Raw genomic sequence first — 24,283 nt, 5'->3', positions numbered from 1 at the left:
GGGTCTCACGGACCGCCGAGGACACCCCACGCGTTTCTCCGGCCACGCCCCGGGCGGACCCGGGGCGTGACACCCGTCACCCCTTGGGAACCGCGACGACCCGGTAGTCCTGGCCGAGGACGACGGACACGTCCGCGTTGGTGGTGACCTTGCCCTTCGTCACGGCGCTGGTGGGCAGGCCCAGGGTCTTGGCGACCTCGACGGCGTCGGCCTTCTTGGCCGCGTCCGCGTAGGTGATCTGCGACACGCTCTGGGCCGCGGCGGCGGAGCCGGCGTCCAGGTAGGTGTAGCCGCCGTTGACCAGGAGGACACGGGCCTGGCCGGTGGCCGCCTTGTCGCCGGTGGCGTTCCTGATGCCCACGCGGACCGCCGCTCCGGCGTCGGGGCTCTTCGCCGTACCGCCCAGGACGTTCTTGATCACGCTGCTGGAGGCGCTCTCGCTCAGGGTGCCGTCCTGCTGCACGGGCAGCAGCGCGGTCTTGTAGTCGCCCCCCTTGGCGAGGTCGGCGAGCTCGGCGAGGAAGGCGCCGAGGTCCTGGTCGGTCAGCGAGGGGTCGAGGATCTGCGCCAGGGTCTGCACGGTGGTGGTCGCGGCCTGCTTGTCCGAGGACAGCTTGCGCATCACTCCCTGCATGACCTGCCCGAACCGCTCCAGCTGCGCGTCCTGGTCCTCGCCGGGGGCCCGGTAGGTGGCGTAGGCGACGGCCATCTTGCCGCTGAGGGTCTGGTCCTCGCCCTTCTTGACGAGCGGGGCCTCGCCCTTCTTGACGAGCGGGGCCTCGCCCTTCTTCTTGGAGGCGGGGTCCGGTACGGCGGCGTCGGTGGTGACCTCGATGTTGCCGACGAGTTCGACGAGGTTGTTCAGGTAGGGGGTGTCGAGCCGCCAGGTGCCCTGGATGTTCGTGCCGAGGACGGTGTCGACCGCGTCCCGCGTCCCGGAGGAACCGTCGTCGTCGACGGACTTGGCGAGCGTGGTCGTCGAGCCGTCGTCGTCCGTCAGCGCGAGGGAGTTGGGCAGCAGGACGGTGGTGCCCTGCTTGGTGGTGGTGTTGTCGACGAGCAGGGCCGTGGAGGTGCCGCCGCCCTTGGTGTTGTGCAGGTGGACGACGATCACGTCGCGCTTCTGGGCGGTCACGGCCGTGGTGGCGCCCGGCTTGCCGTCCGAGGCCGTGCCGGGCAGCTTGTCCGCGTACCAGAGGTAGCCGGCGCCACCGACCACGACCAGGGCGACGACCACGACCAGCGACACGACCCGGCTGCGGGCGCGGCGCTTGGCCTCCTCGCGGCGCTCGGTGCGGTTCTCGGTGAACTTCAGCCAGTCGATGACGTCTTCGGACTCGGCTTCCTTCTCCTCGACGAAGGCGAACTGCTCGGTGCCGTAGTCGCGGTCGGCCTGGGGAGCGTCGTCCTCCGACGGCCCCGCCTGCTGCGGGATGTAGGCGGTCTGCTCGGCGACCCTGGGCTGCCGACCCGTCCCCCCGGGCTGCCGGGCGACACGGGGCTGCTGCCCGGTGCTCGCCGCACCGGCGGACTGTCCGTAGGGGTCGTACGACGTCGGGTCGGCCCCGCCGCTGCCGGGCGCACCGGTGCCGAACGCGTCGAAGGCGTCGCGCGTGGGGGCGGCCTGCTGCTGACCGGTGTCGTACGGCGCCACAGGTGGCTGCCGGCCCGTGTCGTAGGGCTGGACGGGGTCCTGACGGCCCGTCGCATAGGGGTCGTAGCCGTAGCCCTGCTGCTGGGCGTCGTAGCCGTCGTACCCCTGGGCAGGCTGCTGGGGCACCTGTCGGTACACAGGCTGCCCGTACTCGTCGTAGCCGACGAGTTCGTACTGGTCGCCGCCCGCGTATCCGTCGTATCGGTCGTTCACCGGGTGCCCCTCTCGGCTCACTGGCCGCGGTACAGCTCACGCTTGTCGATGTAACGCACCACACCGTCCGGCACCAGGTACCAGACGGGGTCGCCCTTGGCGACTCTCGCACGGCAGTCTGTGGAGGAGATGGCGAGCGCGGGGACCTCGACGAGCGAGACACCGCCCTCCGGGAGCCCCGGGTCCGTCAGCGTGTGGCCGGGCCGGGTGACCCCGATGAAGTGCGCGAGGGAGAAAAGTTCTTCGGCGTAGCGCCAGGTGAGGATCTGGCCGAGCGCGTCGGCGCCGGTGATGAAGAAGAGGTCCGCGTCCGGGTTGAGCGCGCGCAGGTCGCGCAGTGTGTCCGTCGTGTAGGTCGGGCCGCCGCGGTCGACGTCGATGCGGCTGACCGAGAACTGGGGGTTCTCGGCGGTCGCGATGACGGTCATCAGATAGCGGTCCTCGGCCGGGGTGACCTTGCGGTCGATCTTCTGCCACGGCTGCCCGGTCGGCACGAACACCACCTCGTCGAGGTGGAACTGCGCGGCGACCTCGCTGGCCGCGACCAGGTGTCCGTGGTGGATCGGGTCGAACGTGCCGCCCATGACGCCGAGACGGCGCTTGCCCGGAGTCGACGGGCCGTTGCCGGGTCCGGTCGCCAGACGCTTCACCGTGCCGCTCGCGCCGCCCGTGGCGGTGCCGGCGGCGCCGCTCTCCGTGTCACTCGCCGGACCGGTAGGCATGTCCTGCTCTCCCATGCGTGCAGACCCTACCGGCCCGGCCGACGGGCTCCTGCGGACAGGGGCCCCGAGCGGGCCCGGTGGGGCTCAGCGGTCGCGGTTGAAGCGCGTGGTGATCCACAGCAGCAGAAGCAGGAGGAACAGGGCCCCGCCGCCGGTCAGGTACGGGCTGAGGCTCTCGTGGTTGCCGCCGTTCTCGCCCTCGGCGACGACGGTGGCCAACTGTGCGGCGGTGCTGTGGAAGCTCATCTCGGCAGGACCTATCCGATGGGGGTCCCCCGCTCGCGCGAAGTCGAGGGTGGGGGAACGCGGGACAACGACGTCGGCTCATCGTATGCGGGCGCCTCGACCGCGAACACGCCGACTCCGCCGTTGGGGACGCCGGTTGCCGCGGCCCTCGCGCCGGATCGCGGGTGACGGCCTTCTCCTCGGAAGCGCCGCCGATCCGGTCGCGCCTGGACGTACGTCTAGTCGTCGCGCTTGTAGCCGCGCAGCAGGAACCAGGCGGCCAGGACCACGCCGATGACCATGACGACCAGGACGACCCGGAGCAGGTTGCCCGGGCCCTGCCGGTCCGCGGCCTTCGCTGCCTCCGTGAGCCAGGCGGCCGCGGGAATGTGCTCCATGACGTACGACTCCTTATCTGTACTGCCCGTCAACGGTATATCCGCCTAGGCTGGTCCCTGCCTCGGGGGCACATGGGGCACTCAGACGCACATGGGGGAACACATGTCCGACGACGGCCACGAGCAGAACGGGCACGAGAAGGCGCCGAGCAGGCGGCGCAGGCGCTTCGAGGGGATCTCCTCACGGACCTACGAACACCCCGCGGACCGCTCGGCCCTGGTGGCCCTGCGCAAACTCAGCGGCTTCGACACGGTCTTCAAGGCACTGAGCGGTCTGCTGCCCGAGCGCAGCCTGCGGCTCCTCTTCCTCTCCGACTCGGTGCGCGTGTCGGACGCCCAGTTCACGCACCTCGACGTCATGCTGCGGGACGCCTGCCACATCCTGGACCTGGAGAAGGTCCCGCCGATGTACGTGAACCAGGACCCGCAGCCGAACGCCATGTGCATCGGGCTCAACGACCCGATCATCGTGGTGACGACCGGGCTCGTCGAGCTGCTGGACGAGGAGGAGATGCGGGCGGTCATCGGTCACGAGGTCGGCCACGCGCTGTCCGGTCACGCGGTCTACCGCACGATCCTGCTGTTCCTCACCAACCTCGCGGTCCGGGTCGCCTGGATCCCGCTGGGGAACCTCGCGATCATGGCGATCGTGACCGCGCTGCGGGAGTGGTTCCGCAAGTCGGAACTGTCCGCGGACCGCGCGGGGCTGCTGGTCGGCCAGGACCTGCGGGCCTCGATGCGCGGACTGATGAAGATCGCGGGCGGGAACCATCTGCACGAGATGAACGTGGACGCGTTCCTCGCGCAGGCCGAGGAGTACGAGTCGGCGGGCGACCTGCGGGACTCCGTGCTCAAGATCCTCAATGTGCTGCCGCGTACGCACCCCTTCACCGCGGTCCGCGCGGCCGAGCTCAAGAAGTGGGCGGAGTCCCGCGACTACCAGCGGATCATGGACGGCCACTACCCGCGGCGGGACGCGGACAAGGACACCTCGGTGTCGGACTCCTTCCGGCAGTCGGCGGCCAGCTACGCCGGTGACGTGAAGAACTCCAAGGACCCGCTGATGAAGCTGGTCAGCGACATCGCGGGCGGCGCGGGCGACCTCGGGGGCCGGGTACGCCGCGGCTTCGGCGGTTTCGGGAGCGGTACGTCCGCGGACGCCGGTACGGAACGGCCGCCGCGTGAGGGCAGCTCCGACGACGAGGACACCGGCGGCCGCGGCTGATCACCCCGCCGGGCGCCGCCCGACCTCGCGGCGCCGCCCGGCGGTCGGCTACACCTTCGGCTGCGCGCTCCTGGCCAGCGACCCGCACAGGGCCGTCGCGCTGTCCGTGGCGTACGGGTCGGTGCCGGCCGGGCCGCCCGCCTTGGCCGTCTGACCCGCGAGCAGCGGCCGGAACCGGCTCACGGAGTCCTCGGAGCAGGCGAGCGGGCCCGCCTGGACGTAGGACATCACCGGCTCGGCCTGGTGCAGGCGCAGGTCGTCCCGGTCGAAGCGGAAGCGCACCTCGCGCCGGACGGTGAACAGCGAGGCCTCGGCCCCGGCGTCCGCCCCGGCCGGTTTCAGCGCGTACACGAAGGTGTGGTCGGCGATGACCTCCAGGGTGTTCGCGTCGAACTCGGCGGCCTGGAGGGTGCCCTGCACCCGGATCTTCTCGTCGGCGAGCTGCGCGCGGGTCGCGTCGAAGCGCACCAGCCAGCCGGTCGGGGCGTGCCGTCCGTCGGCGACGGGGTGCCCGAAACTCTGGTCGAACTGGTCGAGCTGCCGCGGGTCGAGCAGCATCCGCACGGGCCGGGTGGTGCCTCCGGTCAGCACGCTCGGGTCGAGGGACGACTCGACGAGGTAGTCCTTGGCCGTGGTCAGGGCGGAGACGACCTGGCTCTCGGAGAAGTGCGCGGTGCGCCGGGTGGCGGGCATCGTGATGCCGTCGGCGCCGATGCGGAACTGGGCGGCCGGGCTGCCGGCGTACAGCTCGTCGGTGTTCGTGGAGCCGGGCACGGCGGTCTGCGGGGCGAGCGGGATCACCGTCATCCGCAGGGGTTCGGCCGGGAGGGCCGCGGGTGTCTGGTACGGATGGCGTACGCCCAGGTAGATCGCGGTGCCGAAGGCGACGGCGATCAGCAGGACGAGGATCAGCGCCTGCCGGGACAGGCCCCGCTGGAGGGGCGGACGGCGGCGCACGGCCAGGCTGTGGTCGGCCATGCGTTCCTGCGCGGAGAACTCCTGGAGACGGGCAGCACGGACGAACGACTCGTCGAAGACGACGGATCGGTACTCGTCCTCTCCACCGGCGGGAGCCCCCTCGGGTGTCCCCTCCGGTGGGTCTCCAGGCCCGCCCATATATTCAGAGTAGGTCTCCGGGAGCTTCGGTAAACGCTGTGGTGCGCGACAAGTTCTGACAGGTTCCCACCAGGAGGGTCACGCTGTTCGAGGGGTCGTCGGTGCCTCGCCGGACGGAGCGCGCTCAGGGTGTTCGCGGCACCGCGGAGACCGCGGGCTGGGAATAGTCCGCCGAGGCCGACGGGCTCGTGCCGGTGACCTTCTCGCGAGCCTGCTCGAGGCCCGAGGAGGCGGGCGAGGGGACCTGCTCCTGGCGCCCGGAGGAGGCGCCCCGGTACACCGCCGTGAACGCGAGGGCCACCATGCCGATCCCCATGGCCAGGGCGAGGATCCAGGCGACGGGGCGATGCCAGCGGCTGTGCCTGCCGTACGGCCTGCCGAACCATCCCGGTGCGCGGTCGCGGCCTTCCAGGACCTCGGTGCCGTCCGGATCGTCCAGGTCGGGGTCGTAGCGGAAACGGCCGGGGTCGTCGGGGCCGAAGCCGTCCTCGTAGCGCTCGTCGTCACCACGGTGGCCGCGGGTGTGCGACCGGCGCGCCTCCGCCTCGGAGGCCTCGGCGCGGGCCTGGGCGGCTGCGAGCAGTCTCTCGACGGCGGTCGGTTCGTGAATCACCGCCGCCCGCACGAAATCCTCGTCGAAGACCACGGAGGCGAACTCTTCGTCCGCGCCCCCGCGGTCGTCGTCGTCGGGCTCCCAGCCGTCAGGGAACGGCGTGCCCCCCACGTCCTCCGGCACGGACCCAGAGTAGACCTGGGGGGTCAATTTGGGCAGACGGTATGGAAATTCATCCTCCTGCCGGGATGCGCCGACGTGGACGCGGGCCGTGAACCGTCCGCCGCACGCCCCGGCGCCCGGCGCCACGACCCCCGCGCGCCCCATGTACGCCCCTCGTGCGCCGGTCGCGCGACCGGCGCACGGCGAACAGGGCCGGGGCCGGCAGAAGGAGCCGCTCCCGTTCGGGGAAGCCGTCCGGTACGTCCGTACCCGCCCCCGACCGCCATCGACCGGCGGGGGCGACCGGCAAGCGGCGACCGGCGGGCCCCTCGGCGCCCTAGGGGCCCTCCACGGCTCAAGGCCGCCGCCGGAACGCTCACAGGCCTGTCTCCGGGGCTTCCCGACGCCTTCCCGGCCTCGCCCCGCTCACACCGCCCTCCCGGGCTTCCTGGGGCCGCAACCCGCCCGGGACACGGCTCTACGACCGCGAGGCCGCGAGGTCCCGTGGACCGCGCCCGAGGCCGCTCACCCGCCGTCCGTCACCGCCGGCCCCCGCCGGTGCCTCAGCGTCGGATGTGGCCGTCGCCCGTGACGATGTACTTCGTGCTCGTCAGTTCCGGCAGGCCCATCGGCCCCCGGGCGTGCAGCTTCTGGGTGGAGATGCCGATTTCGGCGCCGAAGCCGAACTGGCCGCCGTCGGTGAAGCGGGTCGAGGCGTTCACCGCGACCGTCGTGGAGTCGACCAGTTGGGTGAAGCGGCGGGCGGCCTGCTGGGAGTTGGTGACGATGGCCTCGGTGTGGCCGGAACTCCAGAGCCGGATGTGCGCGACGGCCTTGTCGAGCGAGTCCACGACGGCCGCCGCGATGTCGTAGGACAGGTACTCGGTGTCCCAGTCCTCCGCCGTGGCCTCCACGACGGTGGCCTTGGAGTCCTTGGCGTGGGCGAGGACGCGCTCGTCGGCGTGCACGGTGACCCCGGCGTCCGCGAGGGCGTCCAGGGCGCGCGGCAGGAACGCGGCGGCGATGTCCTGGTGGACCAGGAGGGTCTCGGCGGAGTTGCAGACGCTGGGCCGCTGGGCCTTGGAGTTGATCAGGATGTCGACGGCCATGTCGAGGTCGGCCTGCGCGTCGACGTACACGTGGCAGTTGCCGGTGCCGGTCTCGATGACCGGGACGGTGGACTCCTGGACGACCGTGCGGATCAGGGAGGCGCCGCCGCGCGGGATGAGGACGTCGACCAGACCGCGGGCGCGCATCAGCTCGCCCACCGACTCCCGGCCCTCGCCGGGGACGAGTTGGATGGCGTCGGCGGGCAGCCCGGCGCCGCCGACGGCGTCGCGCAGGACCCGGACGAGGGCCGTGTTCGACTCGTAGGCGGAGGACGAGCCGCGCAGCAGGACCGCGTTGCCGGACTTCAGGCACAGCGCCGCCGCGTCGACGGTCACGTTCGGGCGGGCCTCGTAGATGATGCCGACGACACCGAGGGGGACCCGTACCTGGCGCAGGTCGATGCCGTTCGGGAGGGTCGAGCCGCGGACGACCTCGCCGACCGGATCGGGCAGCGCCACGACGTCACGGACGTCGGAGGCGATCGCCCGCACGCGCTCGGGAGTGAGGGTGAGCCGGTCGATGACGGTCTCGCTCGTCCCGGCCTCACGGGCCCGTGCGATGTCCTTGGCGTTGGCGGCGACGATCTCGCTCGTACGGACTTCCAGCGCGTCCGCGATCGCGAGCAGCGCGTCGTCCTTGTCGGCCCGCGGCAGGGGGGCCAGATCGGCGGCGGCGGACTTCGCGCGGTAGGCGGCCTGGGCGACCGGTGACATCGAGTCGTACGGCGAGAGCGTGGTCATGAGAGAAGGGTAGTGCGCCCGCCGGGGCCGCCCGGCGGCTGTCCCGAACGACGAGACGCGCTCAAAAAGGGTGGACTCCCACGGGCGTCGCCGGCAGCGGCCCGTACCCCTCCGCGATCCGCTGGTGGTACGTCTCCCGGTCGATGACCTCCAGTCCGACGATCTCCCAGGGCGGGAGTTTCGCGGTCTGACGGTGCTCGCCCCACAGCCGCAGCGCGACGGCCGCAGCGTCGTGCAGGTCGCGGGCCTCCTCCCAGTAGCGGATCTCCGCGTGGTCGTTGGCGTACCGGCTGGTCAGCAGGAAGGGGTGGTCGTGGGCCAGCTGTTCGAGACCGCGCCTGACCTCGGTCAGCGGGGCCTCGCCGCCCGAGACGCTCAGCGTGACGTGCCAGAGGCGGGGCTGGTCGGCGGGCCGCTCGCTCTCGAAGGTGTCACCGGCCGCGACGCTCGTCAGCGCCCGTTCCTCGCCTGCCGCACGGGAGGCGGGACCACCGCGGGACGCCGCCGCCCCAGGGCGCACTCGTCTCACGACGGCCTCCTTTACCCAATGGTCGTACCGGTTCCCGGACTCTCCCTGCCACAAAGTTGAGCAGGTGAGAAGCCGCCATGTGGCGGTTTTACGGAACGTCCCCCGGTGGGGGCGGAGGGAATCGGCCGTTTACGGGTGTAGCGGGCGGGGCGAGGGCGTCACGGGTTCAGCAGGACGAGGTCGTCGCGGTGCACGACCTCACGCTCGTAGGCGGGACCGAGCTCACGTGCCAGCTCCCGGGTGGAGCGGCCGATCAGCTGGGGGATCTCCTTGGCGTCGAAGTTCACCAGCCCACGGGCGACCGCCCGGCCCGTGCTGTCGCGCAGCTCGACCGGGTCACCCGCGATGAACTCGCCCTCGACGGCCGCGATGCCCGCGGGCAGCAGCGACGTACGCCGCTGGACGACCGCGCGCACGGCGCCGTCGTCCAGGGTCAGGGCTCCTTGCGGGGTGGAGGCGTGCTGGAGCCACAGCAGGCGGTCGGCGGACCGCTTGCCGGTGGCGTGGAAGTAGGTTCCCGTGTCCCGGCCCGCGAGGGCGTCGGCGGCGTGGACGGCGCTGGTCAGCACCACCGGGATGCCGGCGGCCGCGGCGATCCTGGCCGCCTCGACCTTGGTGACCATGCCGCCGGTGCCGACACCGGCCTTGCCCGCGCTGCCGATCTCGATGCCGGCGAGATCCGAGGGGGCCCGCACCTGCGCGATCCGGGAGGTGCCGGGCCTGCTGGGATCGCCGTCGTAGACGCCGTCCACGTCGGAGAGCAGGACGAGCAGATCGGCGCGTACGAGGTGGGCGACGAGGGCCGCGAGACGGTCGTTGTCGCCGAAGCGGATCTCGTCCGTGGCCACCGTGTCGTTCTCGTTGACGACCGGCAGGGCACCCATCGCGAGGAGCTTGTCGAGGGTGCGCGAGGCGTTGCGGTGGTGGGCCCGACGGCTGGTGTCGTCGGAGGTGAGGAGCACCTGTCCGACGCGGATGCCGTAGCGGGCGAAGGAGGCGGTGTAACGGGCCATCAGGAGGCCCTGTCCGACACTGGCGGCGGCCTGCTGACGGGCGAGGTCCTTGGGCCTCCGGCGCAGTCCGAGCGGTGCGAGACCTGCGGCGATGGCACCGGAGGAGACGAGGACGATCTCCTTCTCGCCGCCGTCGCGCCCCTTGGCCAGGGCGTCCACCAAGGCGTCGACCCGGTCCGCGTCGAGGCCGCCGGAGGCGGTGGTGAGCGACGAGGAGCCCACCTTGACGACGATCCTGTGGGCCTGCCCCACGGCGTCCCTGCCGGCGTTCGTCTCGGTCTGGCCTGCCCCTGCCACCTGCGGTCTCCCCCTCGCGTCGGTCCCGGTGTCCGCAATCTACGCGAAGGGGAAGGGTGTCGGCCCGCCGGTCCGGTGGACGGACGGCTCCGCGCGGGCGCGCGACCACGTCTCGTCGTGCGTGCGAGGCGTTCGCGGGGCCGCCACCGTCGGCGAGGGGCCCCTCCCGTGTGGGCCGGACCCACGCGTGACGGTGGCGGCCCCGCGCGTGACGGTGGCGGTTCCACGCGTGCCGCCGGTGACGCGCCGGTCGGGGACGCCACGCGCCGACCGTCTGGATCGCCGGATACGGGACCGCCGGACTGCCTAGCTGCCTGACTACCTGCCTAAACGGTCGGGAAGACCGTCGGGCCGTCGGGAAGCCGGATCTCCAGACCTGCCGGACCGCCGGGGAAGGACCCTGCCGGACCGTCGGGGAAAACGGTCGAGAAGGGCAGGGAGGGGGAAGGCGGTCGGGGAAAACGGTCGGGCGCGGAGAGGATGATCCTCTCCGCGCCCGCTACGACTTCCGGGGATCCGGCCGGTCGCCCCTCCCCCGCCGGGGATCGACGCCCGCGTCCACCCGGGCCGGGGCCGACCGCGTCGGCTCCGGCAAGGCCGCCCCCCGTACGGGCGACGGCCGGCTCCGGCTAGAACGGCTCGAAGTCGTCGTACTCCTTCTGCGACTCGTCCCGCTCGGCCTGCTTGTCCCGGCGGCGCTGGGTGGCGGGGCGCGGCTCCTCGAACCGGTGGTCCTCACCACGGCGGCCCAGCATCTCCGCACCCGCCATGACGGTGGGCTCCCAGTCGAAGACGACCGCGTTGTCCTCGGGGCCGATGGCGACGCCGTCGCCGGAGCGGGCACCCGCCTTCATCAGCTTCTCCTCGACACCGAGGCGGGCGAGCCGGTCGGCGAGGTAGCCGACGGCCTCGTCGTTGCTGAAGTCGGTCTGGCGCACCCAGCGTTCGGGCTTCTCGCCGCGCACGCGGAAGAGGCCGTCCTCCTCCTGCGCCACGGTGAAGCCGGCGTCGTCGACCGCCTTCGGACGGATGACGATGCGGGTCGCCTCCTCCTTGGGCTTGGCGGCCCGGGCCTGCGCGACCATCTCGGCGAGCGCGTAGGAGAGTTCCTTCAGGCCCGTGTGGGCCACCGCGGACACCTCGAAGACGCGGTAACCGCGTGACTCCAGGTCGGGGCGGACCATCTCGGCCAGGTCCTTGCCGTCCGGCACGTCGATCTTGTTCAGGACGACCATGCGCGGACGGTTGTCCAGGCCGCCGTACTGCTTCAGCTCCTCCTCGATGATGTCGAGGTCGGAGATCGGGTCGCGCTCGGATTCGAGGGTCGCCGTGTCCAGGACGTGGACGAACACGCTGCACCGCTCGACGTGGCGCAGGAACTCCAGGCCGAGGCCCTTGCCCTGGCTCGCGCCGGGGATGAGTCCGGGCACGTCCGCGATGGTGTAGACGGTCTCGCCCGCGGTCACCACGCCCAGGTTCGGGATGAGGGTCGTGAACGGGTAGTCCGCGATCTTCGGCTTGGCTGCGGACAGCACCGAGATGAGCGAGGACTTGCCCGCGCTCGGGTAGCCCACCAGGGCGACGTCGGCGACGGTCTTCAGCTCCAGGACGATGTCCTGGGAGGTGCCGGGCACACCGAGCAGCGCGAAACCGGGCGCCTTGCGGCGGGCCGAGGACAGGGCCGCGTTGCCGAGGCCGCCGCGGCCGCCTTCGCCGGCGACGTACGACGTGCCGTGACCGACGAGGTCCGCGAGGACGTTGCCCGCCTTGTCGAGCACGACCGTGCCGTCCGGCACCGGCAGGATCAGGTCCTGGCCGTCCTTGCCGGAGCGGTTGCCGCCCTCGCCGGGCTTGCCGCTGGTGGCCTTGCGATGGGGTGAGTGGTGATAGTCGAGCAGCGTGGTGACGGACTGGTCGACGACCAGCATCACGTCACCGCCACGGCCGCCGTTGCCGCCGTCCGGGCCGCCGAGCGGCTTGAACTTCTCCCGGTGTACGGAGGCACAGCCGTGACCTCCGCTACCCGCGGCGACATGCAGCTCGACGCGGTCCACGAAGGTGGTCATGTGGGGTGCCTCCAGCACTTCGGTTACTTCTGTCCGTACGGGATGTCTCGCACGGAATGTCTCTTGCGTAACACGCGAAAGGCGGACCCGCTTCCCGTGGGGGAAGTGAGGTCCGCCTCGCGAAGAACTCTGTTCTGCGGAGCCTGGGCCCCGAGGCGTGCGGTCCGTCCGTGGGGACGGATCAGCCTCGACGGGACTGGATCAGGCGACGGGAACGATGTTCACGACCTTGCGGCCGCGGTGCGTGCCGAACTCGACCGCGCCGGCGGCCAGCGCGAACAGCGTGTCGTCCTTGCCACGGCCGACGCTGACGCCGGGGTGGAAGTGGGTGCCACGCTGGCGGACCAGGATCTCACCGGCGTTGACGGTCTGACCGCCGAAGCGCTTCACGCCGAGCCGCTGAGCATTGGAGTCGCGACCGTTCCGAGTGGACGATGCGCCCTTCTTGTGTGCCATGTCTCAGTCCCTACCCTTACTTCGCAGCCGCGGGGATCTCAGTGACCTTGATCGCCGTGTACTGCTGGCGGTGGCCCTGACGACGGCGGTAGCCGGTCTTGTTCTTGTAGCGAAGGATGTCGATCTTGACACCCTTGTGGTGGTCCACGATCTCGGCCTGGACCTTGATGCCGGCCAGGACCCAGGGGTCGCTCGTCACGGCTTCGCCGTCGACAACGAGCAGGGTCGAGAGCTCGACCGTGTCGCCAACCTTGGCGGTGGGAATCTTGTCAACCTCAACGATGTCGCCGACAGCAACCTTGTGCTGGCGACCACCGCTGCGCACGATGGCGTACACGCGGATCTCTCTTTCGCTCGGAACGGACCCCGCAGTCCAGCCGCCGACTTGCGCGAGCAGCCTCTCCCGGCACATGAATCACCGGGAGGAAAAGGTTTACGGGGGTGCGGCGCGTCAGGGGACACGCCGACGGTCAAGGTTACGGGGCCACGGCCGAAAGGGTCAAACCAGGCCGGGCCCCGCGGGTGTGCCACCGGTCACGCGACGTCCCGGGCCCGGCGGATGCGCGGGCCCGGGACGTCGTGCGGAGACTCAGCTCTCGTCGGTGGACGCCGTGACGGAGGGCATCGTCTGCTCCGCCGCCGCGGTCTTCTTCGCCGTGGACTTGGCGGCCGTCTTCTTCGCGGTCGCCTTCTTGGCCGTGGTCTTCTTGGCGACCGTCTTCTTGGCCGCCACGGTCTTCTTGACGGCGGCCTTCTTCGCGGTCACCTTCTTGGCCGTCTTGCGCGCGGCCGTCTTCTTCGCCGCGGGGGCCTCGGCGTCGGCCTCGGCCGGCTCCACGGGCTCCGGCTCGACGGGCTCGGCGACCGGCTCCGCCGCGGCCGACGGGACGACCGTGACGGCCGCCTCCGCGGAGGCGGTGGGCGCGGTGGCCTTGCGGACGGCACGACGGCGCGGACGGGCCGGCGCGGCGCTCTCGGCGGCGGCCTCGGCCACCGGCTCGGCCTCGGGGGCGGCCTGCTCGGCGACGGGCGCCGGAGCGGGCTCGGTGACCGTGACCTTCACCACGGTCTCCTCGGCCGCCTTGGGCGAACCGGCCGGAGCCGACACCTTCCGGGTCGCACGACGACGCGTACGGCCCCTGGGCGCGGCCTCGTCCTCCGCCGGGGCGGCCGGGGCCTCCTCGACGGGAGCCTCGGCGACCGGCTGCTCGGCGGCGGGCGCCTCGACGACCGGGGCCTCGACCACCGGCTGCTCGGCGACCGGCGCCTCGACGACGGGGTCCTCGACCGCGAACGGCTCGGCCTCGGCGTCCTCGCGGTACCGGGCGGCGGCCCGCTCGGCCCGCTCCTCGCGCCTGCTCCGGGGAGCACGCTCCTCGGCCTTCGGCGCACCCGCCGGAGCGGACGCGCGCCGGGTGGCCCGACGCCGCGAACGGCCCCGGGTGGCCGCGGCCTCCGCCTCGGCGGCGCTGCCGTACAGCTCCTCGTCCGGCTGGAACTCCGTGTCGACGAGCGCGACGGGCGCGGCGACCTCGGCGGCCACCTCGGCCTCGCTCTCCAGGGTCTCCTGCTCGTCCGCCGACTCGTGGGTGAGCTCGTGCTCGTGGTCCTGCTCGGCACCGCCGCGGCCGCGCTTCCTGCGCTTGCCGCCGCCACCGACGGACGTGGGCTGCTCCATGTGCACGATGACACCGCGGCCGTTGCAGTGGACACAGGTCTCGGAGAAGGACTCCAGCAGGCCCTGGCCGACCCGCTTGCGGGTCATCTGCACGAGGCCCAGCGAGGTGACCTCGGCCACCTGGTGCTTCGTACGGTCACGTCCCAGGCATTCGAGCAGGCGCCGCAGCACCAGGTCCCGGTTGGACTCCAGGACCATGTCGATGAAGTCGATGACGACGATGCCGCCCAGGTCGCGCAGCCGCAGCTGGCGCACGATCTCCTCGGCCGCCTCCAGGTTGTTCCTGGTGACGGTCTCCTCGAGGTTGCCGCCCTGGCCGGTGAACTTTCCGGTGTTGACGTCGACCACGATCATGGCCTCGGTCTTGTCGATCACCAGCGAACCGCCGCTGGGCAGCCAGACCTTGCGGTCCAGCGCCTTCATCAGCTGCTCGTCGATCCGGTACGTGGCGAAGACGTCGACCTCGGAGGTCCACCGCGACAGCCGGTCGGTCAGGTCGGGCGCCACGTGGGAGACGTACCCGTGGATGGTCTGCCACGCCTCGTCGCCGCTGACGATGACCTTGGAGAAGTCCTCGTTGAAGATGTCGCGGACGACACGGACGGTCATGTCCGGCTCGCCGTAGAGCAGGGTCGGGGCGTTGCCGCTCTTCGCCTTCTTCTGGATGTCCTCCCACTGCGACTGCAGACGCTCGACGTCACGGCGCAGCTCGTCCTCGCTCGCGCCCTCGGCGGCGGTGCGCACGATGACGCCCGCGTCCTCGGGGACGATCTTCTTGAGGATGGTCTTCAGACGCGCGCGCTCGGTGTCGGGCAGCTTGCGGCTGATGCCGGTCATCGAACCCTCGGGGACGTACACGAGGTAGCGGCCCGGAAGGGAGACCTGGCTGGTCAGGCGCGCGCCCTTGTGGCCGATCGGGTCCTTGGTGACCTGTACGAGGACCGACTGGCCGGACTTGAGGGCGGCCTCGATGCGGCGCGGCCCGTGGGCCATGCCGAGCGCCTCGAAGTTGACCTCACCGGCGTAGAGGACCGCGTTGCGGCCCTTGCCGATGTCGATGAACGCGGCCTCCATCGACGGCAGCACGTTCTGGACCTTGCCCAGGTAGACGTTGCCGACGTACGAGGTCGCCTGCTCCTTGTTGACGTAGTGCTCGACGAGCACGTTGTCCTCGAGGACGCCGATCTGGGTGCGCTCGCCGCTCTGGCGGACGACCATCACGCGCTCGACGGCCTCGCGGCGGGCCAGGAACTCGGCCTCCGTGATGATCGGAACACGACGGCGGCCCTGCTCACGCCCTTCGCGACGGCGCTGCTTCTTCGCCTCCAGACGGGTCGAGCCCTTGATGGACTGCACCTCGTCCGAGGGGTGCTCTTCCTTCTTCGCGCGCGGCTCGCGGACCTTGACGACGGTGCGCTCGGGGTCGTTCTCGCCGAGGTCGGCGTCCCCGCCGGAGTCACCGGCACGACGGCGGCGACGGCGACGGCGACGGCTGCTGCTGCTGGAGCCGCCCGACTCCTCGCGCTCCTCGCCCTCCTCGGCGTCCTCCTCGACCTGCTCGGCGGTGTCCTCGGCGTCCTGTTCGGCCTGCTCGACGGCGTACTCGTCCTCGCCGGCCTCGCTGTCCGACTCGGCGGACTCACCCCGGCGACGGCGACGGCCGCCCCGGCGGCGACGGCGACGGGAGCCCGCGGACTCCTCCTCGCCCTCGTCACCCTCGACGGCGTCCTCGGCCTCGTCGGCGTCCTCGGGGGACTCCTCGGGCTCCTGCGGCTCCTCGGCGGCGACGGTCACCGGCTCGTCCTCGGCGCCGCGGCGGCGCCGGCGACGACGGCCGCCGGTCGGCTCCTCGACGACCTCGACCCGCTCGGGGGCCTCGATGACCTCGGCGGCTTCCTCGGCTTCCTCGGCTGCCTCGGCGGCAGCCGCGGCGGCGGCCCGCTCGGGCGTCTGGAACATCGGCTCGGTGAACACCGGCGCCTGGAACACGGCGACGGCCGGACGGCCGGGGCGACGCGAGGACTCCTCGGTCTCCTTCGGCGCGGGCGCGGAGAAACCGCCGGCGGCCTTGCGGGTGGCACGGCGGCGGCCACGGCGCGGGGCGCCCTCCTCGGCCTCCGGCTGCGCGGCCTCTTCGGGCTTGTTCTCGCTGGTCACGGGCGCCTCCACACGCTCGTCGGCGGCGTCGCCCTCGGGCGCGCCGGCGGGTGCGGAGACGCGCCGGGTGGCACGACGGCGGGTGGTGCGGCGGGGCCCGGCCTCTTCGGCGGCGGGCTCGGCGGCGGGCGCCTCGGCCTCGGCGGGCGCGGAAGCGGTCACCGGTTCGGCGGCCGTGGCGACCTCGGCGGACTCGGAGGTGCCGGGCGTCCCGGTGGGCGTGGTGACCCGGCGGGTGGCGCGACGGCGGGGCCGGCCCGCGGGAGCGGTCTCCTCGACGGCGGGCGCCTCTTCGGCGGTCCGGGTCTCGGGTTCGGCGCTCGCGGCGGCGGCGACCACCGTCTCGACGGGGGCGCTCTCGGCCGCCGCGGGCGTACCGGCGGGGGCGGAGGCGCGCCGGGTGGCGCGGCGACGCGTACGGCGGGGTGCGGCGTCGTCGGTGGCGGCGGGAACGTCGGCCTCGGCCGGCGTCTCCTCCGTCTCCTCGGCCACGACCGTCCCGACAGCCTCGTCGGTCTCGTCCGGCTCTTCGGCCTCGGCGTTCGCGGAGGCCGGGTTCTGCGCTGAGGAGTCCTCCGCCCTGAGGTCGGCGGACGCCACGGCCGGTATGGCCGGCGCGGTGGTCTCGCCCGAGGCCTCGGAGGCCCCGGTCGGAGGACCGGCGGGTCGCGACGCCGCGCGACGGCGACGCCGCGGCGGCAGGGTGTCGCTGGGTGAGTTGTTGGTCTCGGAACCCTCGGTGGGTTCGGTCGGCTCGAGCATGCGGGTGGATCTCCCGTCAGGCTCCCGGGCGCCGCACCTGGTCCGGCAGTGCCGGTGACGTCCGCGGCTCGCGCGATGCGCGGTGCCGCCGTCCGGGGCGCGGGCGCCGCACGGGAGCTCTCTGTGTCCTGTCTCGCCGGTTCCGTACGCCATGTGTGCGTACGGCCTGGCGAAAGTCTTCTGGTCGGTGCGCTGCCCGACCCAGGTGGCTCCCGGATACGAGGGCGGCGCTACGACGTCCGTCCCTACGCGGGACCTTCCTTACGCCGACGCCTTCGCGGCGGCAGTTTCGGCGGCCCCTGTGCGATCGGCTGGGGCGGCTGCGACTGCCTCGCGGTCGGGCGCGAGCGGGTCGGTCACCGTGCCGGTCTCTTCATCGAACAGCCCCTGCGCCAGCCTGGTCACCGCTGCGGCGACCGGCGGCGCCAGGTCGGCCACGGCGCGAAGACCGGACAGGACGTCGTCGGGTCGAACGGCAGGCGTCACGTGCCGAACAACCAGCCGCAGTATCGCACAGCCCTGGTCGGTCGGCCTATCAGCCTGTGGACTGTGCGTCTCGGGGGTTGTCTCGAGGCTTGCCACGGCACCGCGGGCGTCGAACGTCCGCATGCCGTTCTTGGTCTTGCGGCTGACCTCTACGGTCTCGGCCGCGTTGAACACCTCCACGGCACGCTCCGCCTCCTTGGGGTCCACGCCGTCGAGGCGCAGCTCCCACACCGAGGCGGTGAGCCGTTCGGCGAGACCCGAGACGCGGGCCTCGACCGCCTCGATGATGTCGAGCCCCAGGGGCATCGACTCGTCGAGGAGCGCGCGCAGTGTCTCGGGATCGCGCTTCTCTGTGAGCGCGATCTCCAGGTACTCCGCCTCGCTGCCCGTGCCGGTGGGTGCGGCATTGGCGTACGACACCTTCGGATGCGGCGTGAATCCCGCCGAGTACGCCATGGGTACGGCGGCACGGCGAAGCGCACGCTCGAAAGCGCGCTGGAAGTCACGGTGGCTGGTGAACCGGAGGCGGCCGCGCTTGGTGTAGCGCAGGCGGATGCGCTGCACCGCGGGTGCGGGCGGCGGGCCTTCGGGCTGTCGCTTGCCCAGTGTCGTTCAGTCCTTCGTGAGTGCGGTCGTACTGCTACCTAGAGTACGTGTCTCACCGGCCGGTGGTTCCCGCCGGGCGACCGGCAGCGGTTCCCGGGGTGTTCCGAAGAGCATTCTCCGGAAGTCGGCCCGGGCCTGCCGGGCGCTGTCCCGGGCGGCGGTCAGGGCGGCCCTCGTGGCCTGTCCGACGCTGCGGGCGGCCTCGGCCGCGGGCTTCAGCACCAGGTCGCGCACGACGTGCCCGACCGGTGTCAGCACCGTCCGGTAGGCCCAGCGCACCGGTTCCACGAAGACGATGCGGAAGAAACTCGCGAGGAACCGTCCGACGGCGAGCGACACGTGTCCGGCGACCCGCCAGGCGTGTCCGAGTGCCTCGCCGATCTCTCCGGCGACGACGGCGATGGCCCGCCCGATCGGCGCGAGCACCCAGCGCCACACCGCGAGCGCGGGCAGCACCAGGAGGACGCGTGCCGTCCAGTAGAGCGCGATGCCGATACCCGCGAAGACCGTCCGTACGGTCCACGCGAGCCCCGCGGCCAGGAGGGCGAGCGCCTTGCCGACGGGCGTGAGGACCCAGACGTACAGCCACAGGGCCGGCACGACGATCAGGTGGCGCACCAGCCAGGCGACGACCGTGTACATCCCGAGCCCGACGGCCGCGAGGACCAGTCCGACGCTCTTGAGCAGCCATACGACGGCCCGGCCCGTCGGCGTGAGCAGCCGGGCGTACACCCAGCCGAGCCCGGCCCCGACGCCGCCGGCGAACCAGGCGATCACGGACGCGACGCCCACGAACAGCAGGACGAGCCCGGCGGCGGTCCTCCGCGCCGCCCAGGAGACGGCGTGGCCGAGCGGGGTCAGGACCGCCCCGTGGAGCCACACCGCGGGCACGACGAGCAGCACCCTCCCCAGCCGGGCCAGCGCCGTACCGACCGGCACGACGACGTAACGCCAGAGCGCCACCCAGGGCCAGACGAAAAGCGCCCGTGCCAGCCACCCGAGCGCCCGCCCCAGGGGCCGCAGCAGGACGTCCCGGAGAACCCTTCCGCCGACGACGAGCGCGTCCCACGCCATCCGTACCGGCACGACGAGCACGAACACCACGATCCGCACCGGGACGCGGATCGCGACGGCAAGGCATCCCCCGGCCTCGCCGGTCGGCCCGGCGGGTTGCCCGGCAGGTTGCCCGGCGGGTTGCCCGGCGGGCGGTTTCTCCAGATCCATACCTGCGTAGACGCACCCGCCACCACGATGGATGCGACGTATCCGCACCCTTTTGGCACCTCCGTCGGTACATCCACGCCCGGGAACGTGCCGCGCCCGGCGGCCGTACGTCCGTGAACCGAGGCGGGTCGCACCGCAGCCGGGCGCGACGGGACGGAGCGGGACGCCGGACATCCCGGGATGTTCAGCGCGGAACGCACGGTCGACCAGCGCCCGTCCGGCCACGGGTGACCCCGACTTCGAACGGGGCCACGGGGGCGCCCGGTGCGCGTGCCGACATCGACGCCGCGCAGGACGTGAACTCGTGCGGGGTCCGCGCCGCACTGACCGGAGGGAGGACCTTCGCGGGCGTCCGGGACCGGCGGGTCAACGAGTCGCAGAACTTCGTGTGGACCAATCTCAGTACGCACCCCGGCCACCCCCTGAACACGGTGACCGGCGTGCTGCCCTGCGCCGCCGCCGTGAACGCGCACGGCGGCGACGACCTCATCAAGTTCGACGTGATCACCGGCACGGGTCAGGTCCGGGAGACCGGCTGCCTGGCGGTCACCAACACCCATCCGGTCACCCTGAACTGCGACAGCACCAACAACACGCCCATCCCCTGGACGCTGGTGACCAACCAGCCGGCCTGAGCCGTCGCCTCGCCGCGACCGGTCCGTCGTGGGCGGCTCGTTCGAGCCGGCAGGGGCCACCGACCCGCGCAAGGGGTGTCCGAAGGGTCACCGGCCGACCGCTCCGGGCAGCCCTCGCGGGTCTCACGGACCTCGCGCGCGGCATCGCTGCCGGCGCCGGTTCGGTTCGGTCCGGTCCGCGCGGACCGTTCCGCGACGGGCGGTGGAGCGAACACCACCGATACCCCCCGGACTCGTCCGACTCCGAAGCACGGGTGGGCCATTGACCCATCAGCTCGCCCGGAATTGAGCTGATCTGATGATATGCATGGCGTTTCGATCGGATACGCCGGTCCGGCCACCGCCGAGGAGTCAAGCTCACGGTCGGCTTCGGGAAAACCCCACCGATCGATCCAAGGAGCACCCGCACATGAATCCTGAGTCCAGGCCAACCGCCCGGCTGGGCCCGTCGGCCCGCGGCCGGTTCAAGCAAGCCGGCATGGTGGCCTCGCTCGCGCTGATGGTGTCGTCCGGCGCGGCCGAGCCCGCGACGGCGGCGGCCGTGAGCGCCACCGGCCACGCGACGGCGACCTCGTACGCCGCCGACAAGTGCAAGCCCAGCCACCACCACGGCCACCGGGCCCTTCCTGGCCGGCCCTCCGACGGCAAGGACTGGTGCAAGCGCCCGACCGGTCCGACGGGCCCCCGCGGCCCGAGAGGTGCCACCGGGCCCAGAGGGCCGATGGGTCCCCAGGGCCAGACGGGTGTGGCCGGCGCCGTCGGAGCCGACGGAGCCGACGGAGCCGCGGGCGCGCCCGGAGCCACGGGCCCCGCCGGCCGCCGGGGCCCGACCGGCGACCCGGGTCCGTGCTCGGCCATCGACTCCGCGCAGGAGTCCAGCGACTTCGAGCTCCGCGTCGCCCTGACCGGCGGCAGGACGTACGCGGGCGTCCGTGACCAGCGGACCGGCGAGACGAAGAACTTCCTGTGGACCGACCTCAGCACCCACCCCGACTACCCCTCGGGCGGTTCGGCCGGCTTCCCCTGCGGCGCCTCCGTCAACGCGTACAACCAGAGCACCCTGAACCGCATCAAGTTCGACGTCGTGACCACCACGGGCCAGGTCTGGGAGACCAGCTGCGTCGTGCTCACCAAGACCCACCCCGCCGTCCTGTCCTGCAACGACCGTATGGGCCCGAAGGCCTGGAGCCTGGTCGCCCGGCAGCCGAAGCCCGGCGTCGTCAACGGCGGCGCGTGATCGTCACCGCTCCCCGGACGGTTCCGCGCACGTCCCGCATCCGCGTCTGAACCGGTCGGCCGGCCGACACGCGAAAAGGGTGCCCGAGGTGTCGACGACCGACCCCTCGGGCACCCTCACGACCTACCGCACCGGTCACACCGCGGCTCCGCTCCCCCGAAGTCGTCGAGCCACCTGTCGACGACGTGAGGTGACAGGACGTGAGGTGACGGCAGGAGGCGGAGGGACCACCGATGAGTTCCGCCGGCCGCGTCGGTCTACCCGGACGTACGCCATCGAGCCATCCACTGGAGACCCGCCATGACCGATCCCTCGCACCCCGGCCGCATGCTGTTCGTGAACCTCCCCGTCACGGACCTCGAGCGCAGCAAGGCGTTCTTCGCCAAGCTGGGGTTCTCCTTCAACCCGAAGTTCACCGACGAGACCGCCGCCTGCATGCTGGTCGGCGAGCACGCCTTCGTCATGCTGCTCACCCGCGAGAAGTTCGCGGAGTTCGCGAAACTGCCGATGGCCGATCCCACCACGCACACGCTGGCGTTGTACTCCTTCAGCGTGTCGTCGCGCGACGAGGTCGACGCGGTCGGCGCCGCCGCGCTCGCGGCGGGCGCCACCGAGGCGGACGGCGCCGAGGACTACGGCTTCATGTACTCACGCAGCTTCTTCGACCTCGACAACCACGGCTGGCAGGTCATGTGGATGGACCCGGCGGCGGCCGAGCAGGGCCCCGAGGAGTTCGCGGCCTCCACGCAGGACGCCGACGCCCGAGCCTGACCCGCCGCCGCGTTCCGCAGGCGGTTCGGCTGTACGGCGGTGCGCCTCACAGCGCCGGATCGACCGGGTCGAACGCCACGCCACCACGCCGAGAGCCCTCTCCCGGACGGGAGAGGGCTCGAAGGCGGGACAGCCTCGCACCAGCCTGGTGCGAGCTCTGCCGTCAGTGCGTGTGACCGGTCGGGGTCGGGGCCGAGGCCGCATTCTTGACCGTCAGCGGCAGCAGCTTCTTCCCGGTCGGGCCGATCTGGATCTGGGTGTCCATCTGCGGACACACACCGCAGTCGAAGCACGGGGTCCAGCGGCAGTCCTCGACCTCGGTCTCGTCGAGGGAGTCCTGCCAGTCCTCCCAGAGCCAGTCCTTGTCGAGGCCCGAGTCGAGGTGGTCCCAGGGCAGGACCTCCTCGTAGGTGCGCTCGCGGGTGGTGTACCAGTCGACGTCCACGCCGAAGGCGGGGAGCGTCTTGTCGGCGCAGCTCATCCAGCGGTCGTAAGAGAAGTGCTCGCGCCAGCCGTCGAAGCGGCCGCCGTCCTCGTAGACGGCGCGGATCACGGAGCCGATGCGGCGGTCACCGCGGGACAGCAGGCCCTCGACGATGCCCGGCTTGCCGTCGTGGTAGCGGAAGCCGATCGAGCGGCCGTACTTCTTGTCACCGCGGATCTTGTCGCGGAGCTTCGTGAGGCGGGCGTCCGTGTCCTCGGCGGAGAGCTGCGGCGCCCACTGGAAGGGGGTGTGGGGCTTGGGGACGAAGCCGCCGATCGACACCGTGCAGCGGATGTCGTTCTGGCCGGAGGCCTTGCGGCCCTCGGCGATCACGTTCATCGCCATGTCGGCGATCTGCATGACGTCCTCGTCCGTCTCCGTCGGCAGGCCGCACATGAAGTACAGCTTCACCTGGCGCCAGCCGTTGCCGTAGGCGGTGGAGACGGTCCGGATCAGGTCCTCCTCCGAGACCATCTTGTTGATGACCTTGCGCATGCGCTCGGAGCCGCCCTCGGGGGCGAAGGTCAGGCCCGACCGCCGGCCGTTGCGGGTCAGCTCGTTGGCCAGGTCGACGTTGAAGGCGTCCACGCGGGTGGAGGGGAGGGAGAGGCCGATCTTGTCCTCCTCGTACCGGTCCGCCAGCCCCTTGGCGATGTCGCCGATCTCCGAGTGGTCGGCGGAGGACAGGGAGAGGAGGCCGACCTCCTCGAAGCCCGTGGCCTTGAGGCCCTTCTCGACCATCTCGCCGATGCCCGTGATGGAGCGCTCGCGCACCGGGCGGGTGATCATGCCCGCCTGGCAGAAGCGGCAGCCGCGCGTGCAGCCGCGGAAGATCTCCACCGACATGCGCTCGTGGACGGTCTCCGCGAGCGGCACGAGGGGCTGCTTCGGGTACGGCCACTCGTCGAGGTCCATGACGGTGTGCTTGGACACGCGCCACGGGACGCCCGACTTGTTCGGGACCACGCGGGCGATCCGGCCGTCGGCGAGGTACTCGACGTCGTAGAAGGCGGGGACGTAGACGTTGCCCGTCCTGGCCAGGCGGAAGAGGACCTCCTCGCGGCCTCCGGGGCGGCCCTCGGCCTTCCAGGCGCGGATGATGTCCGTCATGTCGAGCACGGCCTGCTCGCCGTCGCCGATGATCGCCGCGTCGATGAAGTCGGCGATCGGCTCGGGGTTGAAGGCCGCGTGCCCGCCCGCGAGGACGATCGGGTCGTCGAGCGTGCGGTTCTTCGACTCCAGGGGGATGCCGGCCAGGTCCAGGGCCGTGAGCATGTTCGTGTAGCCCAGCTCCGTGGAGAAGGACAGGCCGAACACGTCGAAGGCCTTGACGGGGCGGTGGCTGTCCACCGTGAACTGGGGGACCCGGTGCTCACGCATGAGCTCCTCCAGGTCCGGCCAGACGCTGTACGTGCGCTCGGCGAGGACGCCCTCGCGCTCGTTCAGTACCTCGTAGAGGATCATGACGCCCTGGTTGGGCAGCCCGACCTCGTAGGCGTCGGGGTACATGAGCGCCCAGCGGACGTCACAGGCGTCCCAGGGCTTGACCGTGGAATTGAGCTCTCCGCCGACGTACTGGATCGGCTTCTGCACATGCGGGAGCAGGGCTTCGAGCTGTGGGAAGACCGACACGGCGGTTTCGGCAGGCATCTTGCGAACCTTCGTGAGCTGACAGAGGGGACCATCAAGCGTAACGCGACGGGAGGGACCCGCCGCACCGCTGGACGGACCGTCGGTCTCGGAGGGCCCGATCCCGGACGGTAC

General features: G+C 71.9%; 20 protein-coding genes. 4 read left to right on the top strand and 16 right to left on the bottom strand.

Going from position 1 to position 24,283, the window contains the following annotated elements; genetic code table 11:
- Window positions 1-76 precede the first annotated feature (76 nt).
- From ACFYW7_RS02170 to ACFYW7_RS02155, 4 genes are all read right to left on the bottom strand, one after another.
- Window positions 77-1,867 (bottom strand): LytR C-terminal domain-containing protein, encoded by a 1,791-nt coding sequence (locus ACFYW7_RS02170; RefSeq protein ID WP_389497083.1) that lies wholly within the window; start codon window positions 1,865-1,867, stop codon window positions 77-79.
- A gap of 17 nt (window positions 1,868-1,884) precedes the next feature.
- The gene (gene nadD, locus ACFYW7_RS02165) at window positions 1,885-2,604 is read right to left on the bottom strand and encodes a nicotinate-nucleotide adenylyltransferase (RefSeq protein WP_389497082.1); all 720 of its coding nucleotides are present in this window, start codon (window positions 2,602-2,604) and stop codon (window positions 1,885-1,887) included.
- Window positions 2,605-2,673: 69 nt separating this feature from the next.
- On the bottom strand, window positions 2,674-2,835 hold the full coding sequence (locus ACFYW7_RS02160) for a hypothetical protein (protein ID WP_389497081.1): 162 nt from the start codon (window positions 2,833-2,835) through the stop codon (window positions 2,674-2,676).
- A gap of 218 nt (window positions 2,836-3,053) precedes the next feature.
- Window positions 3,054-3,212 carry a hypothetical protein gene (locus ACFYW7_RS02155; RefSeq protein ID WP_389497080.1) on the bottom strand — a complete coding sequence of 53 codons (159 nt, stop codon included), beginning with the start codon at window positions 3,210-3,212 and terminating at the stop codon, window positions 3,054-3,056.
- Window positions 3,213-3,315: 103 nt separating this feature from the next.
- Here ACFYW7_RS02155 and ACFYW7_RS02150 point away from each other — a divergent pair, with 103 nt between their 5' ends.
- A complete protein-coding gene (locus ACFYW7_RS02150; RefSeq protein WP_389498526.1) occupies window positions 3,316-4,437 on the top strand; it encodes a M48 family metallopeptidase in 1,122 nt (373 codons plus the stop codon).
- Window positions 4,438-4,485: 48 nt separating this feature from the next.
- Here ACFYW7_RS02150 and ACFYW7_RS02145 read toward each other — a convergent pair whose 3' ends face one another.
- From ACFYW7_RS02145 to ACFYW7_RS02095, 11 genes are all read right to left on the bottom strand, one after another.
- The gene (locus tag ACFYW7_RS02145) at window positions 4,486-5,553 is read right to left on the bottom strand and encodes a hypothetical protein (protein WP_389497079.1); all 1,068 of its coding nucleotides are present in this window, start codon (window positions 5,551-5,553) and stop codon (window positions 4,486-4,488) included.
- 124 nt (window positions 5,554-5,677) lie between these two features.
- Window positions 5,678-6,316: a hypothetical protein gene (locus tag ACFYW7_RS02140; protein ID WP_389497078.1), complete on the bottom strand. Its 639-nt coding sequence runs from the start codon at window positions 6,314-6,316 to the stop codon at window positions 5,678-5,680.
- Between the two features lie 515 nt (window positions 6,317-6,831).
- Window positions 6,832-8,118, bottom strand: a complete 1,287-nt coding sequence (locus ACFYW7_RS02135; protein WP_389497077.1) for a glutamate-5-semialdehyde dehydrogenase — start codon at window positions 8,116-8,118, stop codon at window positions 6,832-6,834.
- A 61-nt stretch (window positions 8,119-8,179) separates the two neighbouring features.
- Window positions 8,180-8,638, bottom strand: coding sequence for a hypothetical protein (locus ACFYW7_RS02130; RefSeq protein ID WP_389498524.1), 459 nt, complete (start codon window positions 8,636-8,638; stop codon window positions 8,180-8,182).
- Window positions 8,639-8,805: 167 nt separating this feature from the next.
- A complete protein-coding gene (gene proB / locus ACFYW7_RS02125) occupies window positions 8,806-9,912 on the bottom strand; it encodes a glutamate 5-kinase (protein ID WP_389498522.1) in 1,107 nt (368 codons plus the stop codon).
- A gap of 674 nt (window positions 9,913-10,586) precedes the next feature.
- The gene (obgE, locus tag ACFYW7_RS02120; RefSeq protein ID WP_389497076.1) at window positions 10,587-12,023 is read right to left on the bottom strand and encodes a GTPase ObgE; all 1,437 of its coding nucleotides are present in this window, start codon (window positions 12,021-12,023) and stop codon (window positions 10,587-10,589) included.
- 201 nt (window positions 12,024-12,224) lie between these two features.
- The gene (rpmA, locus tag ACFYW7_RS02115) at window positions 12,225-12,479 is read right to left on the bottom strand and encodes a 50S ribosomal protein L27 (protein WP_037618784.1); all 255 of its coding nucleotides are present in this window, start codon (window positions 12,477-12,479) and stop codon (window positions 12,225-12,227) included.
- Between the two features lie 16 nt (window positions 12,480-12,495).
- A complete protein-coding gene (rplU, locus tag ACFYW7_RS02110) occupies window positions 12,496-12,816 on the bottom strand; it encodes a 50S ribosomal protein L21 (protein WP_164320786.1) in 321 nt (106 codons plus the stop codon).
- A 252-nt stretch (window positions 12,817-13,068) separates the two neighbouring features.
- Entirely contained in the window at window positions 13,069-17,076 is a 4,008-nt protein-coding gene (locus tag ACFYW7_RS02105; protein ID WP_389497075.1) for an Rne/Rng family ribonuclease, read from the bottom strand.
- 261 nt (window positions 17,077-17,337) lie between these two features.
- Window positions 17,338-18,126 (bottom strand): TIGR03936 family radical SAM-associated protein, encoded by a 789-nt coding sequence (locus ACFYW7_RS02100; protein ID WP_389497074.1) that lies wholly within the window; start codon window positions 18,124-18,126, stop codon window positions 17,338-17,340.
- 48 nt (window positions 18,127-18,174) lie between these two features.
- The gene (locus ACFYW7_RS02095; protein WP_389497073.1) at window positions 18,175-19,392 is read right to left on the bottom strand and encodes a hypothetical protein; all 1,218 of its coding nucleotides are present in this window, start codon (window positions 19,390-19,392) and stop codon (window positions 18,175-18,177) included.
- Window positions 19,393-19,619: 227 nt separating this feature from the next.
- Here ACFYW7_RS02095 and ACFYW7_RS02090 point away from each other — a divergent pair, with 227 nt between their 5' ends.
- The 3 genes from ACFYW7_RS02090 to ACFYW7_RS02080 all read left to right on the top strand — a co-directional run bounded on the left by ACFYW7_RS02090 (window position 19,620) and on the right by ACFYW7_RS02080 (window position 22,035).
- Entirely contained in the window at window positions 19,620-20,027 is a 408-nt protein-coding gene (locus ACFYW7_RS02090; protein WP_389497072.1) for a hypothetical protein, read from the top strand.
- Window positions 20,028-20,436: 409 nt separating this feature from the next.
- Window positions 20,437-21,264, top strand: a complete 828-nt coding sequence (locus tag ACFYW7_RS02085) for a hypothetical protein (protein WP_389497071.1) — start codon at window positions 20,437-20,439, stop codon at window positions 21,262-21,264.
- A gap of 300 nt (window positions 21,265-21,564) precedes the next feature.
- Entirely contained in the window at window positions 21,565-22,035 is a 471-nt protein-coding gene (locus tag ACFYW7_RS02080; protein WP_389497070.1) for a VOC family protein, read from the top strand.
- Window positions 22,036-22,198: 163 nt separating this feature from the next.
- Here ACFYW7_RS02080 and ACFYW7_RS02075 read toward each other — a convergent pair whose 3' ends face one another.
- On the bottom strand, window positions 22,199-24,169 hold the full coding sequence (locus ACFYW7_RS02075) for a TIGR03960 family B12-binding radical SAM protein (RefSeq protein WP_389497069.1): 1,971 nt from the start codon (window positions 24,167-24,169) through the stop codon (window positions 22,199-22,201).
- Window positions 24,170-24,283 lie beyond the last annotated feature (114 nt).

Origin of the sequence: Streptomyces sp. NPDC002580, from assembly GCF_042889485.1 — a bacterium.
In the GTDB taxonomy this organism is placed as follows: domain Bacteria; phylum Actinomycetota; class Actinomycetes; order Streptomycetales; family Streptomycetaceae; genus Streptomyces.
Note: the sequence above shows the minus strand (reverse complement) of the source record. Positions and strands in the feature narration are given on the sequence as shown.